Origin of the sequence: Kitasatospora cathayae (assembly GCF_027627435.1) — a bacterium.
Taxonomy (GTDB): Bacteria; Actinomycetota; Actinomycetes; order Streptomycetales; family Streptomycetaceae; genus Kitasatospora; species Kitasatospora cathayae.
The window spans coordinates 3,155,199-3,172,622 of record NZ_CP115450.1; the positions used below are offsets into that span (position 1 = coordinate 3,155,199).

12 protein-coding genes are annotated in these 17,424 nt (G+C 73.6%); 1 reads left to right on the forward strand and 11 read right to left on the reverse strand.

Annotated features, from left to right (window positions below):
• Nucleotides 1–88: 88 nt before the first annotated feature.
• From O1G21_RS13890 to nsdA, 6 genes are all read right to left on the reverse strand, one after another.
• Nucleotides 89–613 carry a GNAT family N-acetyltransferase gene (locus O1G21_RS13890; protein WP_270143767.1) on the reverse strand — a complete coding sequence of 175 codons (525 nt, stop codon included), beginning with the start codon at nucleotides 611–613 and terminating at the stop codon, nucleotides 89–91.
• 176 nt (nucleotides 614–789) lie between these two features.
• On the reverse strand, nucleotides 790–2,355 hold the full coding sequence (ffh, locus tag O1G21_RS13895; RefSeq protein ID WP_270150985.1) for a signal recognition particle protein: 1,566 nt from the start codon (nucleotides 2,353–2,355) through the stop codon (nucleotides 790–792).
• 181 nt (nucleotides 2,356–2,536) lie between these two features.
• On the reverse strand, nucleotides 2,537–4,975 hold the full coding sequence (locus O1G21_RS13900) for a [protein-PII] uridylyltransferase (protein WP_270143769.1): 2,439 nt from the start codon (nucleotides 4,973–4,975) through the stop codon (nucleotides 2,537–2,539).
• A 144-nt stretch (nucleotides 4,976–5,119) separates the two neighbouring features.
• A complete protein-coding gene (locus O1G21_RS13905) occupies nucleotides 5,120–5,458 on the reverse strand; it encodes a P-II family nitrogen regulator (RefSeq protein ID WP_270143771.1) in 339 nt (112 codons plus the stop codon).
• Nucleotides 5,455–6,864, reverse strand: a complete 1,410-nt coding sequence (locus tag O1G21_RS13910; protein WP_270143773.1) for an ammonium transporter — start codon at nucleotides 6,862–6,864, stop codon at nucleotides 5,455–5,457. Before O1G21_RS13910 ends, O1G21_RS13905 begins: the two co-directional genes overlap by 4 nt.
• A gap of 312 nt (nucleotides 6,865–7,176) precedes the next feature.
• Nucleotides 7,177–8,673 (reverse strand): transcriptional repressor NsdA, encoded by a 1,497-nt coding sequence (gene nsdA, locus O1G21_RS13915; protein ID WP_405000802.1) that lies wholly within the window; start codon nucleotides 8,671–8,673, stop codon nucleotides 7,177–7,179.
• Between the two features lie 564 nt (nucleotides 8,674–9,237).
• On the opposite strand from nsdA, the gene O1G21_RS13920 reads away from it, so the two are divergent.
• Complete coding sequence (locus O1G21_RS13920) at nucleotides 9,238–9,816, forward strand: bifunctional DNA primase/polymerase (RefSeq protein WP_270143777.1); 579 nt, start codon at nucleotides 9,238–9,240, stop codon at nucleotides 9,814–9,816.
• 79 nt (nucleotides 9,817–9,895) lie between these two features.
• Here O1G21_RS13920 and ftsY read toward each other — a convergent pair whose 3' ends face one another.
• The 5 genes from ftsY to O1G21_RS13945 all read right to left on the reverse strand — a co-directional run bounded on the left by ftsY (nucleotide 9,896) and on the right by O1G21_RS13945 (nucleotide 17,366).
• Nucleotides 9,896–11,107, reverse strand: coding sequence for a signal recognition particle-docking protein FtsY (gene ftsY / locus O1G21_RS13925; protein ID WP_270143779.1), 1,212 nt, complete (start codon nucleotides 11,105–11,107; stop codon nucleotides 9,896–9,898).
• Nucleotides 11,108–11,156: 49 nt separating this feature from the next.
• Nucleotides 11,157–14,777 carry a chromosome segregation protein SMC gene (smc, locus tag O1G21_RS13930; protein WP_270143781.1) on the reverse strand — a complete coding sequence of 1,207 codons (3,621 nt, stop codon included), beginning with the start codon at nucleotides 14,775–14,777 and terminating at the stop codon, nucleotides 11,157–11,159.
• 156 nt (nucleotides 14,778–14,933) lie between these two features.
• A complete protein-coding gene (locus O1G21_RS13935) occupies nucleotides 14,934–15,137 on the reverse strand; it encodes a hypothetical protein (protein WP_270143783.1) in 204 nt (67 codons plus the stop codon).
• 411 nt (nucleotides 15,138–15,548) lie between these two features.
• Nucleotides 15,549–15,848, reverse strand: a complete 300-nt coding sequence (locus O1G21_RS13940; RefSeq protein ID WP_270143785.1) for an acylphosphatase — start codon at nucleotides 15,846–15,848, stop codon at nucleotides 15,549–15,551.
• Nucleotides 15,849–15,998: 150 nt separating this feature from the next.
• Nucleotides 15,999–17,366 (reverse strand): hypothetical protein, encoded by a 1,368-nt coding sequence (locus tag O1G21_RS13945; RefSeq protein ID WP_270143787.1) that lies wholly within the window; start codon nucleotides 17,364–17,366, stop codon nucleotides 15,999–16,001.
• Nucleotides 17,367–17,424: the final 58 nt, after the last annotated feature.

A 17,424-nucleotide genomic window follows, 5' to 3' on the forward strand; every position in this document is an offset into this window, starting at 1 on the left:
GGACGGGCCACCCGCAACGCCGCGCCCGACCGGCCGGCCGCTTCCCCGCCGAGGCCCCCGACCAGCGGATATGCCGTGGCGGCGGTGCTCAGGCGGCGGAGCCCGGCCACTCCTCCGCGGTCAGCGCGAACCGCTCGTGGTCGCGCCAGTCCCCCTGCAGGAACAGCATCCGCGGGGTGAAACCCTCGTGCCGGAAGCCCAGCCGCTTGGCCATCGCGATCGAGCGCTCGTTCTCCGGCTGCACGTTGATCTCCAGCCGGTGCAGGCCCAGCCCGTCGGCCGACTGCGGGGCGAAGCAGCGGTCCAGGACCAGCCGCAGGCCCTCGGACATCCGCCCGGTGCCGGCGAACGGCAGGTACGAGTCGTAGCCCAGTGTGGCGTTGCAGAACCGGCCCATCACGATGTTGGCGACGTTCACCTTCCCGACCAGCCCGCCGGTCTCCCGGTCGAAGATCAGGAAGGTGCGCAGGCCCGACCCCTGGCGGTCCAGCAGTTCCGGCAGCCCGTCGGGCTCGACCGGGTTCCACCGCCCGATGTGCTCGGCGGACCGGCGGACCGCCGCCGCGTACAGAACCTCGTCCTCGGCCCTCGGGGCCCTGATCATCACTCGCATGCCGACATCATCGGACACGGAGGCGTTCCCGGACACGGCACCCACCTCGGACACGATCGGCCCGCCGCCCGGAGATCACCGGACGGCGGGCCGATCAGGACCAATCAGGGCCTGTCAGAGCCTGACAGGACCGAGCGAAGTCGATCAAGAACACTCGGACCGAGGACCGCAGCGGACTACAGCAGGTCCTTGAACTCCTTGGGCAGCTCGAAGTCGGCCGGGCCCTTGCCCGCGCCGAGGCCGAACGCGCCGCCGTCGCCCGAGCCCTGACCGGCGCCCGCGCCGAGCGCGCGGCGCTCTGCGGCCGCGGCCTCCTCCTGCGCGCGCTTCAGCGGGTTGCCGCTCTTGCGCTTGCCCTTGGCCTGCGGGGCCTTCTTGGCGGACTTCTTCGCGCCGCCGCCCATGCCCGGGATCCCCGGCATGCCGGGCATGCCCTTGCCGGAGGCCATCGCGGACATCATCTTGCGGGCGTCGAAGAACCGCTCGACCAGGTTCTTGACCTCGCCGACCTGGACGCCCGAACCCTTGGCGATGCGGGCCCGGCGGGAGCCGTTGATCAGCTCCGGCTCGGCACGCTCGGCCGGGGTCATCGACTTGATGATCGCGCCGACCCGGTTGACGTCCTTGTCGTCGATGTTGTTGATCTGCTCGCGGATCTGGCCCATGCCGGGCAGCATGCCGAGCAGCTTGGAGATCGAGCCCATCTTCTGGACCTGCTCCAGCTGCGACAGGAAGTCGTCCAGGGTGAACGCCTTCGGGCCGCCGCGCAGCTTGGCGGCGATCTTCTCGGCCTCGGCCTGCGAGAAGGTCTGCTCGGCCTTCTCGATCAGCGAGAGGACGTCACCCATGCCCAGGATGCGCGAGGCCATCCGGTCCGGGTGGAAGGCGTCGAAGTCGTCGACCTTCTCGCCGTTGGAGGCGAACATGATCTGCCGGCCGGTGACGTGCGCGACCGACAGGGCGGCACCACCGCGGGCGTCGCCGTCGAGCTTGGAGAGCACCACACCGGTGAAGTCGACGCCGTCGAGGAAGGCCTGCGCGGTGGTGACCGCGTCCTGACCGATCATCGCGTCGACGACGAACAGGACCTCGTCCGGGTTCACCGCGGCGCGGATGTCGGCGGCCTGCTGCATCAGCTCGGCGTCGATGCCGAGGCGGCCGGCGGTGTCGACGATGACGACGTCGTACTGCTTCTGCTTGGCGTACTCGATCGAGTCCTTGGCGACCTGCACCGGGTCACCGACGCCGTTGCCCGGCTGCGGGCCGTAGAAGGCCACGCCGGCCCGCTCGGCCATCACCTGCAGCTGGTTGACGGCGTTCGGGCGCTGGAGGTCGCAGGCGACCAGCAGCGGGGTGTGCTTCTGCTTCTGCAGCCAGTGGCCGAGCTTGCCGGCGAGGGTGGTCTTACCGGCACCCTGCAGACCGGCGAGCATGATGACCGTCGGGCCGTTCTTGGCGAACCGCACCCGGCGGGTCTCGCCACCGAGGATCGCGATGAGCTCCTCGTTGACGATCTTGATGATCTGCTGCGCCGGGTTCAGCGCTCCGGAGACCTCGGCGCCGAGCGCCCGCTCCTTGACCTGCTTGATGAAGGCCCGGACGACCGGCAGCGCGACGTCCGCCTCCAGCAGCGCGATGCGGATCTCGCGGGCGGTGGCGTCGATGTCCGCCTCGCTCAGGCGGCCCTTGCCCCGGAGGTTCTTGAACGTCGCTGCGAGGCGATCGGAAAGGGTGTCGAACACGTCGGCGCGGGTCCTCTGCGGCATCGGTATCGGTACGGTCGTCGTCCCCCAGGGTATCCGGCCACCCCGGGTACGGTCTCCACCCCCGTACGGAAGGCCCCCGGACCGGCCCGGCACCAACCCCGGACCGACCCCAAACCGGCCCGGCACCGGCCCCGGACCGGCCCCGCACCCCCGCCCCTCAGCCCAGCGCCGCCCGGACCGCCGCCGCCACCTCCCCGGCCCGCCCGGCGGTGAGCGGACGGCCCGCCGGATCGGTCAGGTAGAAGGAGTCGACGGCCTCCGCCCCCAGCGTGGAGACGTGCGCGGTGCGCACCCGGACGCCCGCCCCGTCCAGCGCCCGGCCGATCCGGTGCAGCAGCCCGGGGGCGTCGTGCGCGCGGACCTCCAGCACGGTCGCGGTCGCCGAGGCCACCGCGGGCGCCACCGCGACCAACGGCGGCGGGGTGGGGATGCCCTTGCGGCGCGGGGCGGCGGCGTCCCGTTCGGCGAGGCGGCGGGAGACGTCCAGCGAGCCGTCCAGCGCCCGGCGCAGGTCGGCCCGCAGCCGGGCCGCCTCCGGCAGCTCGCCGAACTCGGCGGCCACCCGCCAGGACAGCAGCAGCACCGGGCCCGCCCCGATCGGGTCCAGCTCGCGCAGGCCGGCCGAGCGGACGGTCAGCCGGTGCAGCGCCAGCACCCCGGCGACCGTGCCGAGCAGCCCGGGCCGGTCCGGGACGGCCAGGGTCAGCTCGACGCCCATCGGCTCGACGCCCGGGTCCGCCCCCTCGGCCTGGGCCAGCAGCGACAGCGCGGGAGCACCGGTGCGCGCGGCCTCGACCGCGAGCCGCTCCTGCTCGGCGCTCGGCGCGGCTTCCACCGGCGCGCCCCCTCCTCCGGCCAGCTGCGCGGCGGCCCGTGCCACCAGGCCCTCCACCAGCGAGGCCCGCCAGCTGCTCCACGCCGCCGGGCCGGTGGCCAGCGCGTCCGCCTCGGTGAGCGCGTGCAGCAGCTCCAGCTCCGGCAGGGTGCCGACCGCCTTGGTGATCGTCTCGACGGTGGCCGGGTCGTCCGGGTCGCGCCGGGTCGCGGTGTCGACCAGGGTCAGGTGGTGGCGGACCAGCACCGCCAGGGTCTCGGCGTCCTCGGCCGGGAAGCCCATCCGCGCGGCCAGGTCGCGGACGATCACCTCACCGGCCTCGCTGTGGTCGCCGGGCCAGCCCTTGCCGATGTCGTGCAGCAGCGCGGCGACCAGCAGGAGGTCCGGCCGGGCCACCCGGCGGGTCATCGCGGCGGCCCGGACGGCCGTCTCCACCAGGTGCCGGTCCACCGTCCAGCGGTGCACCGCGTTGCGCTGCGGACGGCAGCGCACCCGCTCCCAGTCCGGCAGCAGCCTGGTGACCAGGCCCTCCGCCTCCAGCGCCTCCCAGACCGGGACGGCCGCCTCGCCCGCCCCCAGCAGGGTGACCAGTTGCTCGCGCGCCTCGTCCGGCCAGGGCACCGGCAGTGGCCGGCACTCGGCGGCGAGCCGGCGCACCGTCGCGTACGAGACGGTCAGCCCGTTCTGCGCGGCGGCGGCCGCGGCGCGCAGCGGCAGCACCGGGTCGGCGGCCGGGCGGGCGGCCTGGGCGAGCACCGCCTCGCCGTCCTGCTCGACCACGCCCTCGGCGAGCGGGCGGCGCGCCACCGCGCCCCGGGCGACCGCGCCGGTGCCGCGCCCGGCGCCGGTGAACCGGAAGACCGGCCGGCCCGTGCGGCGGCCCCGGCCGGACCGGGCGGCGAGCACCCGGTCCACCGCCCGCCAGGTGACGTCGCTCGCGTAGGCGATGGTCCGGGCGGCCTCGTAGACCTGGCGCAGCAGGGTGTCGGCGTCCAGCACGCCGAGCCGCTCGGCGACCTGGTCCTGGTCCTGGAGGCTGAGCCGCTCGGTGGCCCGGCCGGTGGCCAGGTGCAGCGCGTCGCGGACGTCGGCGAGCCGCAGCGCGGCGGCGTCCAGGCCGTCCCGGGGCGCGTCGGCGAGCCAGGTGGCGGCGACGGCGTCGAGCGCGACCAGGTCGCGCAGGCCGCCGCGGGCCTCCTTCAGGTCGGGCTCCAGCAGGAAGGACAGCTCACCGTGCCGGTCGGCCCGCTCCCGGCCCAGCTCGCGGAGCTCGGGCAGGCGCGCGGGGGCGCTCGCGCGCCAGTCGGTGAGCACCGCGGAGCGCAGCGCGGCGGTGAGCGCCGCGTCCCCGGCGAGGTGGCGGGCGTCCAGCAGGCCGAGCTGGGCCTTGAGGTCGGCGGCGGCCACCGCCCGGGCCTCGGCGGGGGTGCGCACCGAGTGGTCGAGCTTGGCGCCCGCGTCCCAGACCGGGTACCAGATCCGCTCGGGCAGTTCGGGGGCGATCGGGCCGTCGTGCAGCAGCAGCACGTCCAGGTCGCTGCGCGGGGACAGCTCGCCCCGGCCGTAGCCGCCGACGGCGACCAGCGCGACGCCGGACGGCGGGGCTCCGGCGGCGGCGAGCAGCCCGGCCAGCCAGTCGTCGGTGAGCCGGGCGAGCGCGGCGCGGCGAGGGCGGCCGGCCAGCCCGGGCCGGTCGAGCAGCGCGGCCCGGGCCCCGGCGTAGGACGAGGGGTCGGAGGAGGGGATGGTCTCGGTGGTCATGCGCGGGGTCCCGTCCGTCGTGCGGGTTGATCCTGGACGCCCGTACGGCCGTGGCCAGGGCAGGCTCTGAGGGCCCGGGCGCCGGTACGCCGACCGGCGGACCCGCCCCCCGTGAGGGGCGGGCCCGCCGGATCGCTCAGTGCCTCACAGGGCGTCGGGTCCGCGTTCGCCGGTGCGGACCCGGACGGCGGTGTCGACCGGGATGCTCCACACCTTGCCGTCGCCGATCTTCCCGGTCCGGGCGGCCTTCACCAGGACGTCGATCAGGTCGTCGGCGTCCTCGTCCTCGACCAGGACCTCGATTCTGATCTTCGGTACCAGGTCCACGGTGTACTCGGCGCCCCGGTAGACCTCGGTGTGGCCGCGCTGGCGGCCGTAGCCGCTGGCCTCGGTGACGGTCAGGCCGTGGACCCCGAAGGCCTGCAGGGCGGCCTTCACCTCGTCCAGGCGGTACGGCTTGATCACGGCGGTGATGAGCTTCATCGGGCGTCGACCTCGGTCTTCTCGACGGACTGGGCAGTCTTCTCAGCAGTATCAGCAGTCTTCCCGGCAGGCTTCCCGCTCCCCGCCGCAGAGCCAGCCGCAGAGCCGGTCGCCGAGCCGAGGCCCAGGGACGGGAGCGCCCGGGCCAGGCCCGCGCCGACGGCACTGAAGTCGTAGGCGGACTCGGCGTGCTCGGCCTGGTCGATGCCGGCCACCTCGACCTCCTCGGCGACCCGGAAGCCGACCAGCTTGTCGACCGCCTTGGCCAGCAGCCAGGACAGCACGAAGGAGTACGCCGCGACCACCGCCACGCCCATCGCCTGCTTGCCGAGCTGCCCCAGCCCGCCGCCGTAGAACAGGCCCTTGGCGGTCTGGCCGACCCCGCCGGTGGCGAAGAGGCCGATCAGCAGCGAGCCGATCGCCCCGCCCACCGCGTGCACGCCGACCACGTCGAGCGAGTCGTCGAAGCCCCAGCGGTACTTGAGCGAGACGGCGGCGGCGCAGACCGCGCCCGCGATCAGGCCGATCGCCACCGCGCCGAGCGGGCTGACCGAGCCGCAGGCCGGGGTGATCGCGACCAGACCGGCCACCGCGCCGGAGGCGGCGCCCAGCGTGGTGAACGCGCCGTGCTTGAGCTTCTCGAAGACCAGCCAGCCGACCAGCGCCGCGCCGGTGGCGACCTGGGTGTTCACCACCGCCATCGCGGCCACGCCGTTGGCGGCCAGCGCCGAGCCCGCGTTGAAGCCGAACCAGCCGAACCAGAGCAGCCCGGAGCCGAGCATCACCAGCGGCAGGCTGTGCGGGCGCATCGGGTCCTTCTTGAAGCCGATCCGCTTGCCCAGCACCAGGCAGAGCGCGAGGCCCGCGACACCGGCGTTGATGTGCACGGCCGTCCCGCCGGCGAAGTCGATCACACCGTTTCTGTCACCCAGCCAGCCGCCCTGGCCGTTGTCGACGAAGAACACCCAGTGCGCGACCGGGAAGTAGACGACCGTCACCCAGAGCGCGATGAACAGGCCCCAGGCGGAGAACTTGGCCCGGTCCGCGATGGCGCCGCTGATCAGCGCCGGGGTGATGATCGCGAACATCAGCTGGAAGACGGCGAACGCCGTCACCGGGATCGACCCGGTCAGCTCGTTCAGCCCGATGCCGCGCATCCCGAGGAAGTCCAGGTTGCCGATGAGTCCGGCGAAGGCGTCGGGCCCGAAGCTGAGCGAGTAGCCGTAGAGGACCCAGAGCACGCTGACGATGCCGAGCGAGAGGAAGCTCATCGCCAGCATGTTCAGTGTGCTCTTGGCCCTGACCATGCCCCCGTAGAAGAAGGCCAGGCCCGGGGTCATCACCATGACCAGGGCCGCACTGATGAGCACGAAGGCGGTGTCGCCCGCGCTGAAGCCGTCCGGCATCGGCGTCTCCTCTGCGTGAAGGCCGCTCCACCCCCGGGTACCTGTCCCGTGCCACCCGGGGTGTCGGCGATGAACAGGAGAGTGCCGAAGCCTGGTTTCGGCCAGTGCGGCCGGTTGTTTCGCGGCGGTGACGCGTGCGACGCGCGGGTTACGGGCGCGTGAACCGCGGCCCGGCCGCTGGGCCGGATGGGCTACCGTGCCGCCGCACGGCACGGCCGCGGCTCGAAGGGCCACCGAAAGGACTTCCGGAAAGGCCACCGACCGTGACGGCGGCGGCCGTCACGGTCGGTGGAGTCCTGGCAGCCGGGTCGCTCAGACCACCGAGACGAACTCCGGGATGTCCTGGACCACCCGCTCCTTGAGCCGGCTCACCGCGTCCACGCCCTGGAACCGGGCGGACGCCGCCTCCGTGGTCTTGCGGACCCGGGAGTTCAGCCGCTCCGACCGCACCTTGGTCGCGATGTCCACCGCCTGCTCGGCGTACCGGACGGCCTCCTCGGCCTCCTTCTGCAGCAGGTGCACGCTGGCCATGCCGATCAGGTTGAAGGCGTACGAGCGCACGTGGTCCTCGTCCTGGCGGAACAGGTCGACCGCCCGCTCCATCACCGGCGCCGACAGCGAGGCGTACAGCTGGGCGTTGTCCGAGTGGTACGCGAGGTCGCGGTAGGAGTGGGCGTTCTCGGCGTTCAGCTCGGCCGGCGAGAAGAACTTCAGCCAGTCCGGGTCCCCGTCGCCCTCGCGGATGTCGGTGAAGGTGTCCTCGGCCAGCCGGATCGCCCGGGCGCACCGGTTGACCTCGCCGATGGTGGCGTAGGCGCGCGCCTCCATCGCGTACAGCAGGGACTGCTGGCGCGGGGTGGCGGTGTCCCGGCTGCCGTACTGGGCCAGGTGGATCAGTTCCAGGGCGTCCTCGCCCCGGTTGAGGTGGATCATCTGGCGGCTCATGTCGGTGAGGATCAGCGCGCCGAACGGGCGGTCGCCGGCCTCCTTGGCCGCGTGCAGGGCCAGCACGTAGTACTTCTGGGCGCTCGGGTGCATCCCGACGTCGTAGGACATCCAGCCGGCCAGGTGGGCGAGTTCGGCGGTGAGCCGGAACAGCCGCTTGGTGGTGTCCTCGTTGTACGTCTCGTGGAGCAGGTCGGTGACCTCGTGGAGCTGGCCGACCACGGCCTTGCGGCGCAGCCCGCCGCCGTTCTGGGCGTCCCACTGGCGGAACATGACCGTGGTCTGCTCCAGCAGTTCCAGCTCGGGCTCGGAGAGCCGGCCGGTGAACGCCTCGCCGCCGTTGGCGGCGGTGAGGATCGGGGTGGGCACGCCGGTCGGGCCGGGGGCGAGCCAGCGCTGCATCGGCTCGATCAGCGCGGCGCCGGCGGTCAGCGCGAGCGAGGTGCCGAGGAAGCCCCGGCGGTTGAGCATCAGGTCGCTGCGGGAGTAGTCGCTGATCAGCTGGACGGTCTGCGGGCCGCTCCAGGGCAGGTCCACGCCGCCGCCGACGGTGGAGACCGGGATCGCGGCACGCAGGCCGAGGTCCTCGATCGAGACCACGGAGCCGAAGCGCTCCGAGAACAGCTCCGACATGATCTTGGGGATCGGCTCCCGGGGCTGCTCGCCGTCCAGCCAGCGGCGCACCCGGGAGGTGTCGGTGGACACGTGGTGGGCGCCGATCTGCCGGGCCCGACGGTTGACCTGGCGGGCCAACTCGCCCTTGGACCAGCCACTGCGGGCGAACCACGTGGTCAGCTTCTCGTTGGGTTGCTTCTCTGCCATGGGAACGTCCCCATCCCGCCCGGCCCCTGCGGGGCCCCCGATCGTGACCGCCCGACGGTTGCGGGCTCTTGCCAGACGTGCCGTGCCCGAGGTGTCGCGTTCCGCCTCGTCGCACTGGTGTGCCATCGTCCGTGGACGGTGTGTCAGATCCCCAACTCCCGTTCCCCGACGGCTCGGAGCTGGTACCCCGACGACGTCCGTGTGCTGAACGTAGTGCCCCGCGAGGTACCCGTGGGAGCGGCCCTGGCGAAACGCCACCTTTCGCCACCCCCAGGAGTGAACCGAAGCCTGGGGGCACACGCTTCACTAGGTAGTCGCGACGGTCCGGCATATGCGGGCCGCCAAGTCCCCCGGCCAGCCCCGGAAGACCCCGCAATCGACCGCAGTCACAAGCGATTTCGCCGTCCACTCGGGACGGCGACCGCCTCGCGCACACGACGATCCGGCATCGGCGCCGCCCCCACAAGGCGGCGCCCGAGGCGCACCATCGCAACAGGCGCACGCCAAGCGCTGCGCGCCGCCACCGCACAACGCACCACGCAACGGACAATCAACACACAGTCACCATCCCGTAACCATCGGCAACGAGAACCTGTTGGGGGAGGCATGGACAACCTGTTCGGCGAACTTCGACTGGGGCACCTGCGGCTGGCACCGCTGGGCGCACGCCGCCGCACCAAGGTCACCGCGTCCCAGGCCGCCGCGGAGTACACCGGCCGCTGGGGGTGGGCGGTGGCCACCGGCGAGACGGCCGGCGGCACCGCGGGCTCGGTGCTGTTCCCCACCGGCCGCGCCTTCGACGTACTGGACGTCCCCGAGCAGGCCGGCCTGCAGGCGCTGGTCCGGCTGGAGCGGATGGGCACCCAGATCGGCCCGGTGCTCGCGCCTCCCACCGGCCGGATGCAGTTCCTGGTCGCCGCCGGCACCGCCCGCCGCCTGCCCGACCTGCTGTACCGGATGGGCTGGGACGACGCCGCGCTCGACCTCGCCTGCCACGGCGAGGGCAGCTGCGTCGCCGCCCCGCCCACCGTCCTCGGCGAGCTCGGCCCGGTCCGCTGGCTGCGCCGCCCCACCCGCGACAACGCCGGCTGCCCCCCCGAGGCCCGGCTGCTGCTCGGCACCCTCGCCTACGCCTGCCACCGCAGCCGCGAGCGCACCGCCGAGCCGGCCTGGATGGCCTCGTAGGGATCCGGGCACAGGAATCCGGGCAGACGAAAGGGCCCGCCCCCGGAGGAGCGGACCCTCATCGACGGGAAGCTCCCGGTCAGTCCCCGATCAGCGCGTCCACGAACGCACCCGGCTCGAACGGCGCCAGGTCGTCCGCGCCCTCGCCCAGACCGATCAGCTTGACCGGCACGCCCAGCTCGCGCTGCACCGCCACCACGATGCCGCCCTTGGCGGTGCCGTCCAGCTTGGTCAGCACGATGCCGGTGATGTCCACCACCTCGGCGAACACCCGGGCCTGGATCAGGCCGTTCTGGCCGGTGGTGGCGTCCAGCACCAGCAGCACCTCGTCCACCGGGCCGTGCTTCTCGACGACCCGCTTGACCTTGCCCAGCTCGTCCATCAGGCCGGTCTTGGTGTGCAGCCGGCCGGCGGTGTCGATCAGCACGGTGTCCGCGCCCTCGGCGATGCCCTCCTTGACCGCGTCGAAGGCGATCGAGGCCGGGTCGCCGCCCTCCGGGCCGCGCACGGTGCGCGCACCGACCCGCTCGCCCCAGGTCTGCAGCTGGTCCGCGGCGGCGGCCCGGAAGGTGTCGGCCGCGCCGAGCACCACCTTGCGGCCGTCGGCGACCAGCACCCGGGCCAGCTTGCCGGTGGTGGTGGTCTTGCCGACGCCGTTGACGCCGACGACCAGGACCACGGCCGGGCCCTCCTCGTGCTTGGTGGAGCGGACGGTGCGGTCGGCGTCCTTGCCGACCAGCTCGACCAGCTCCTCGCGCAGCAGGCCGCGCAGTTCGTCGGGGGTGCGGGTGCCGAGCACCTTCACCCGGGTGCGCAGCCGCTCGACCAGCTCCTGGGTCGGGGCGACGCCGACGTCCGCGGTGAGCAGGGTCTCCTCGATCTCCTCCCAGGTGTCCTCGTCCAGGTGCTCGCGGGAGAGCAGCGAGAGCAGGCCCTTGCCGAGCGAGTTCTGCGAGCGGGAGAGTCGGGAGCGCAGCCGGACCAGCCGGCCGGCGGTGGGCTCGGGGACCTCGATGGCGGGCGCCACCTCGGCCTCGGCCGGGGCCTCGACCTCGACGACCTCGGGGGCCTCGGGAAGCGGCACCTCCTCGACGGTGCGGCGCGGCTCCTCGGTCGGCGGCGCGGCCTCCTCGCCGACCTGGGGCTCCTGCGGGGTGGTCTTCGGCGCCGTGATGACCGGCGCCTGCGACTTCGGGGGCAGCTGCTGGCGTCGTCTGCCGGAAACGACGAGGCCCGCGATCGCGCCGATGGCGATCACGGCGATGACTACGGCAAGGATCACGTATTCCATAACGCCAACCAGTATCCGTGACCGGAGCCCGGATGGACCGCAGCCGGAGCTAGACCGTCACCGTACGGACGCCCGACCGCCGCCGTTCGCGGTGCTCTCCCCCAGCCTGGCGACCGGGAGGTGCCCCCTCCCGCAGGCGCTGGCTGATCACCTGGGAGATCCCGTCGCCCTTCATGGTCACGCCGTACAGCGCGTCGGCGGACTCCATGGTCAGCTTCTGGTGGGTGATCACGATCAGCTGGGAGCTCTCCCGCAGCTCCTCCATGATCCCGACCAGCCGGCGCAGGTTGGTCTCGTCGAGGGCCGCCTCCACCTCGTCCATCACGTAGAACGGGCTGGGCCGGGCCTTGAAGATCGCCACCAGCAGCGCCACCGCGGTGAGCGAGCGCTCGCCGCCGGACAGCAGCGACAGCCGCTTGACCTTCTTGCCCGGCGGACGGGCCTCCACCTCGACCCCGGTGGTGAGCATGTCGTCCGGGTCGGTCAGCACCAGCCGTCCCTCGCCGCCCGGGAAGAGCCGGGCGAAGACGCCCTCGAACTGGGCGGCGGTGTCGTGGTACGCCGAGGTGAACAGCTGCTCGACCCGCTGGTCGACGTCCCGGACGATGTCCAGCAGGTCGCGCCGGCTGCGCTTGAGGTCGTCCAGCTGCTCCCCGAGGAAGCGGTGTCGCTCCTCCAGCGCGGTGAACTCCTCCAGCGCCAGCGGATTGACCTTGCCCAGCTGCTGGTACGCCTTCTCGGCGGCCCTCAGCCGCTTCTCCTGCTCGGCCCGGACGTACGGGTACGGCTCGCCCGGCTCCTGCCCCTCCTCGGGCGTTGACGGCGGGACGGGCTGCTCCGGCCCGTACGAGGCCAGCAGCTCGCCCCCGTCGATGCCGAACTCCTCCAGCGCGCGGGACTCCAGCTGCTCGATCCGCAGCCGCTTCTCCGCCCGCAGCACCTCGTCCCGGTGCCCGGCGTCGACCAGCTTGTCCAGCTCCTCCTTGAGGCCGCGCCCGTGCTCGCGGTGCTCCCGGAGCTCGGCTTCCCGCTCGGCGAGCGCCTGTTCGGCGGCCGCGCGCCCGGCGTCCGCGCGGGCCAGCGACACCTCCAGGCAGGCCAGCAGCTGCCGGGCGCCCGCCGCGACGGCGTTCGCCACCCGGGCGTCGTGCTCGGCGCGCCGGCGACGCTCGGCGGCCCGGGCGCGCGCCTCGCGCTCGGCGCGGGCGGCCCGGTCCAGCTGGTCGGCCCGGCCGGCCAGGGCGCGGACCCGCTCCTCGTGGGTGCGCACCGCGAGCCTGGCCTCCAGTTCGGCCTGCCGGGCGGCGGAGGCCGCCTCGGCGAGGCGCTGCTGCTCGGCCCGGTCCGGCTCGTCCTCCCCCGCGTCCGCCGACTCCTCGGCGGCGGCCAGCCGTTCGGCCAGTTCCTCGGCGGCGGCGAGCAGCTCGGCCAGGCCGTGCTCGGCCCGGGCCGCGGCGGCCGACAGCCGCTCGGCCTCCCCGGCGGCGGCGCGGGCCTGCCCACCCAGCCGGCCGAGCGCCCCCGCGACCTGGGCCCGTTCCTTCTCGGCCCGCCGCCGCAGCTCGCCGAGTCGCTCCAGCTCGGCCGCCGACTCCCGGCGCAGTTCGGTGAGTTGAGCCAGCCGCTCGGCCGACTCGGCGCAGCGGAGGTCGAGTTCGTCGATCGCCCGGGCCGCCTGCTCCACCGCCGCCTGGGTCTCCAGCAGGCTGGGCGCGCCACCGGAGCCGCCCTGGGCGAAGCCGGCGCCCAGCCGGTCGCCCGCCATGGTGACGGCGGACAGCTCGGGGCGTTCGGCGACCAGCCGCAGCGCATCGTCCAGGTCGGCGACCACCACCACCCCGGCCAGCCGGTTCCGCGCGGCGGCGAGCAACTCGCCCGGGCCGTCGAGCAGTTCGGCGGCCCACCGGGCACCGTCGGGCAACTCGCCGTCGCCCGGGGGAACTTCCGGCGCCCCGGCGACCAACAGCGCGGCCCGTCCGGCGTCCTGGGCGCGCAGCAGCCGCAGCGCCGCGGCGGCGGCGGACGGCGAGTCGACGGCCACCGCGTCGGCGGCCGCCCCGAGCGCGGCGGCGACCGGCAGCTCGTAGCCGGGCGCGGTCCGCAGCAGCGCGGCGGCCGGGCCGAGCAGCCCGGTCAGCCGCTCCCCCGCGTCCAGCAGCGCGCCGGTGCCGTCCTTGCGGCGCAGCCCGAGCGAGAGCGCCTCGTGCCGCGCGGTGAGCCCGGCCCGTTCGCGCTCGGCGGCCCCGGCCGCGTCCCGGGCGGCGGCCAGTTCGCGTTCGACCTCGGCCAGCCGGTCCCGGGCCCGCCGGTGCTCGGTCTCGGCCTGCTCGTCGTCCCCGGCCAGGCCGTCCACCTGGTGCTGGAGCTCGTCCAGTTCGCCCTGCGCGGCCTCGGCGCGCAGCAGTGCCTCGTCCCTGGCCTCGGTGAGCCGGCCGATCTCCGCCTGGGCCGAGCCGGCCCGGGAGCGGGCGGCGGCGGCCTGTCCCTGCAGCCGGGCCAGGCCCTCCCGGCGGTCCGCGATGGCCCGGGCGGCGTCCCGCAGCCGGCGTTCCTCGACGGCCAGTCCGCGCTCCAGCTCGCCCTTGCGTTCGACGGCCTCGGCCAGCGCGTACTGGGCCTCCTCCAGCGCCTCGGCGAGGGCGGCCTCCTCCTCGCGGACCCGTTCGGCCTCGCGTTCCAGCTCCTCCGGGTCCCGACCGCGCCGCTCCTCGGCCGCGCCCCCGGCGACGGCGTGCCGGGCCCGGGCCTCGGCGAGTCCGATCGTGCCGCGGGTGCGCTCGGCGAGCGCGGAGAGCCGGTACCAGGTCTGCCGGGCGGTCTCCAGGCCCGGGCCGAGCTGCTGGACCTGCGCCTCCAGGACCCGTTCGCGCTGCACCGCGCGGGCGAGTTCCTGTTCGACGGTGGTCCGGCGCAGTCGCAGCGCGAGTTCGTCGGCGACCTCGGCCTCGACGGCCCGGCGGAGGGTGAGCAGGTCGTCGGCGAGCAGCCGCAGCCGGGCGTCGCGCAGGTCGGCCTGGATGCCGGCGGCTCGGCGGGCGATCCGGGCCTGTCGGCCGAGCGGTCCGAGCTGGCGGCGCAGTTCGGCCACCAGGTCCTGGACGCGGTTGAGGTTGGCCTGCATCGCGTCCAGCTTCCGCAGCGCCTTCTCCTTGCGCTTGCGGTGCTTGAGGACGCCGGCCGCCTCCTCGATGAAGGCGCGCCGGCCCATCGGGTCGGCGTGCAGGACGGAGTCGAGCTGGCCCTGCCCGACGATGACGTGCATCTCGCGGCCGATGCCGGAGTCGGAGAGCAGTTCCTGGATGTCCAGCAGGCGGCAGGTCTCGCCGTTGAGCGCGTACTCGCTGCCGCCGTTGCGGAACATGGTCCGGGTGATCGTCACCTCGGCGTAGTCGATCGGCAGGGCGCCGTCGCTGTTGTCGATGGTGAGGCTGACCTCGGCGCGGCCGAGCGGAGCGCGCCCGCTGGTCCCGGCGAAGATGACGTCCTCCATCTTGCCGCCGCGCAGCGACTTGGCCCCCTGCTCGCCCATCACCCAGGACAGCGCGTCCACCACGTTGGACTTGCCGGAGCCGTTCGGCCCGACCACGCAGGTGATGCCCGGCTCGAAGCGCAGGGTGGTGCTGGAGGCGAAGGACTTGAACCCGCGCAGCGTCAGACTCTTCAGGTGCACGCGGCCGGTCTCCTCAATCGCTCAGGACGGGAACCGACTGTATCCGGAGTCCGACACGACGAAGGGACGCCACATCAGGGCGTCCCTTGCAAAGCTGCGTCCCTTTCGGGGCGGCTCAGTGCACAGCGGCGTCGATCTGCGAGGACCGGGGCGGACTCAGGTGAGTGCCGGCTCCCGCTGATCCAGATCGATGCTGTTGAGCAGCGAGTGCTCGCCAGCGACAGCGGTGAGAGCGTCGTTCTCAGCCTGCATCCGAAGGAGCTCGGCTTCAAGGTCCTGGACGCGCTGCTGAAGCCGTCGCATCTCGGAGAGCATTCGCGGGTCGGGGCCGCCGACGTACCCGAGAAGCGCCTTTGCCATGATGAATGGTCCTCCACGCTGAGTGACCGAACCGGAACGGTACAGGTCTAGGGGGAAGGGGGACGCACGCGCGGCGCGCACCGGAAGTGCTGGCTGGGCACTACGGCACAACCACCGTGAGCTGGGCTCACGAGGGCATGCGCCTGCCGGGAAACGCGATCGTGTGCGCGGGCTTCAAGCGTCTCACCAAAGACGGTACGGGTCAACACGATCACCGCACGCTACCGCGCCCCTGTCACCTGCCCGGCGGTGTCGTCACGCCTGGGGGTCTCGGGCCCGGGTCCACCACGTGCTCGTGGATCATCGTTCGATGCGGAGTCAACCACGAGTCTGCCCGAATGGCAACCGTATGACACCGACGGTTGCCGATCATTTCCGGAAGACCTCGGTGTGGGGCCGGAAAACCGGGGCTCAGCGGATCTCGAACCCCTCGTAACCTGCCCCGACGGCGGTCCAGATCTCGGTCACACCGCTCACCGCGCCGGGCGTGTCGGGGCCGCGCAGCAGGGCCAGCAGCTGCTCGCAGTCCGCGGCCAGGCCCTCGGCCACCACCTGCACCCGTCCGTCGCCCAGGTTGCTGGCGTAGCCGGTCAGGCCGACCTCCAGCGCCCGCGCCCTGGTCCACCAGCGGAACCCGACCTCCTGGACCTTCCCCCGGACCCAGGCGGTCACCCGGACCGGTTCATCACTGTGGGCATCGCGACCGTGCATGCCCCGACCCTAACGGGCGGCGGGGTGGGTCACAGCTCCGCCTGGCGCTCGACCGTCCAGCACGGCAGCTGCACGCCGGGTCTTCCGGGCGCGGAACGGCCCCGCCGGAGCGCACCGGCGGGGCCGTGGGGTCAGGCTCGGATCAGCGGGTCACCAGTCCCCGCCGCCACCACCGAAGTCGCCGCCACCGCTCCAGTCGCTGCCGCCGAAGTCCGCGGCGTTGAAGTCGGCGCCGGTGTAGTCGCCGCCCTCGTACTGGTCCTGGTAGCCGCTGTGACCGCCGTAGCCACCGTGGCCGCCGTGGCCGCCGTCCATGTACGGCTCCGCCGCGTAGGACGGGGTGCTCATCATCGAGCCGAGCACGGTGCCGACGAGCAGGCCGGGCAGCAGGCCGCCGCCGAAGCCGCTGTAGTACCCGCCCGCGTACGGCGCGTAGGCCGGGCCGGCGTTCCAGTACGGCTGCGGGCCGTACTCGGTGTCGACGGTGCGCACCGCCGGGTCGAGGCCCGCCGCCACCCGGTCCGCGTCGGCCTGGCAGACCGGGACGCTGCGGGCGGAGCCGCCGGCCGGGGCCCAGTCGACGTCCTTGACGGACGGGCCGTGCCGCGGGTCCATGAAGCACGGGGGACGGCGCTCGGGCAGCGGCCGCTTCTCGCGCCGGGCCGCCAGGGTGGCCAGCTGGAACCGGCCGTCCTCGATCGTCTCGGTGACCTGCTTGACGTCCGCGGGCTTCTTGGCCTCGCCCATCAGCCGCTTGGCCTTCTCGTACGAGTCCAGGGCGTGGCTGTAGTCGGTGCGCTGGGCGTCGTCCGCGTCGGCCGCGCCCGGGTTGAAGTCGAGCCGCTCCAGCTCCACGCCGAAGGCGGTGATGTCCTCGTCCACCACGCGGCGCAGCTGCTCCAGCTCGGCCCGGGCCTGCTCCTCCTTGCGCTTCTTGGCGCGGCGGAACAGGAAGAAGACACCGGCGCCGGCCAGCACCACCAGCACGACCGGGATGATGACCCAGGCGATCGAGGTGCTGTGGTTGACCCCGGTGCCCTTGGTCTGCGGGGCGGCCTGGTCGACGAAGTCGTTCAGGGTGGCGTTGATGTCGCCCTTGTCGGCGCGGGTGACGGCGCCCCCGATCCGGTCCGCGACGCCGGCGGCCATCGCGCCGCGGTCGGAGCGGGCCATGAAGCCGCCGGTGCCCCGCCAGACGCCGTAGACGCCGTCGATGCCCACCAGGGTGCGCAGGTCCGTGAGGACGGTGTCCTTGTTGGCGGCGTCGGGGACGACCGCGATGAAGATCGGCTTGTCGGCCTTCTCGATCTTCTTGGTCAGGGCGTCCGCCTGGGCCTGGCTGAAGCGGTCCAGCATCTGCGGGGCGACGTAGACCTGCCCCTTCTTCAGGGTGGCCGCGGCATCGCTCAGGCCGCCGGCGGCCGATGCCGAGGGCGCCAGGAGGAGCATCAGCCCGAGCAGCGCCGCCACCAGGGCAAGTGGCCCGGCGCCCCGGGTACGTCGTGCAAGGGTTCTCATGGTCCCCGACGCTACCGTGACCGGCGGAAAAGCACGCCATACCCTTCGCATACTGGTT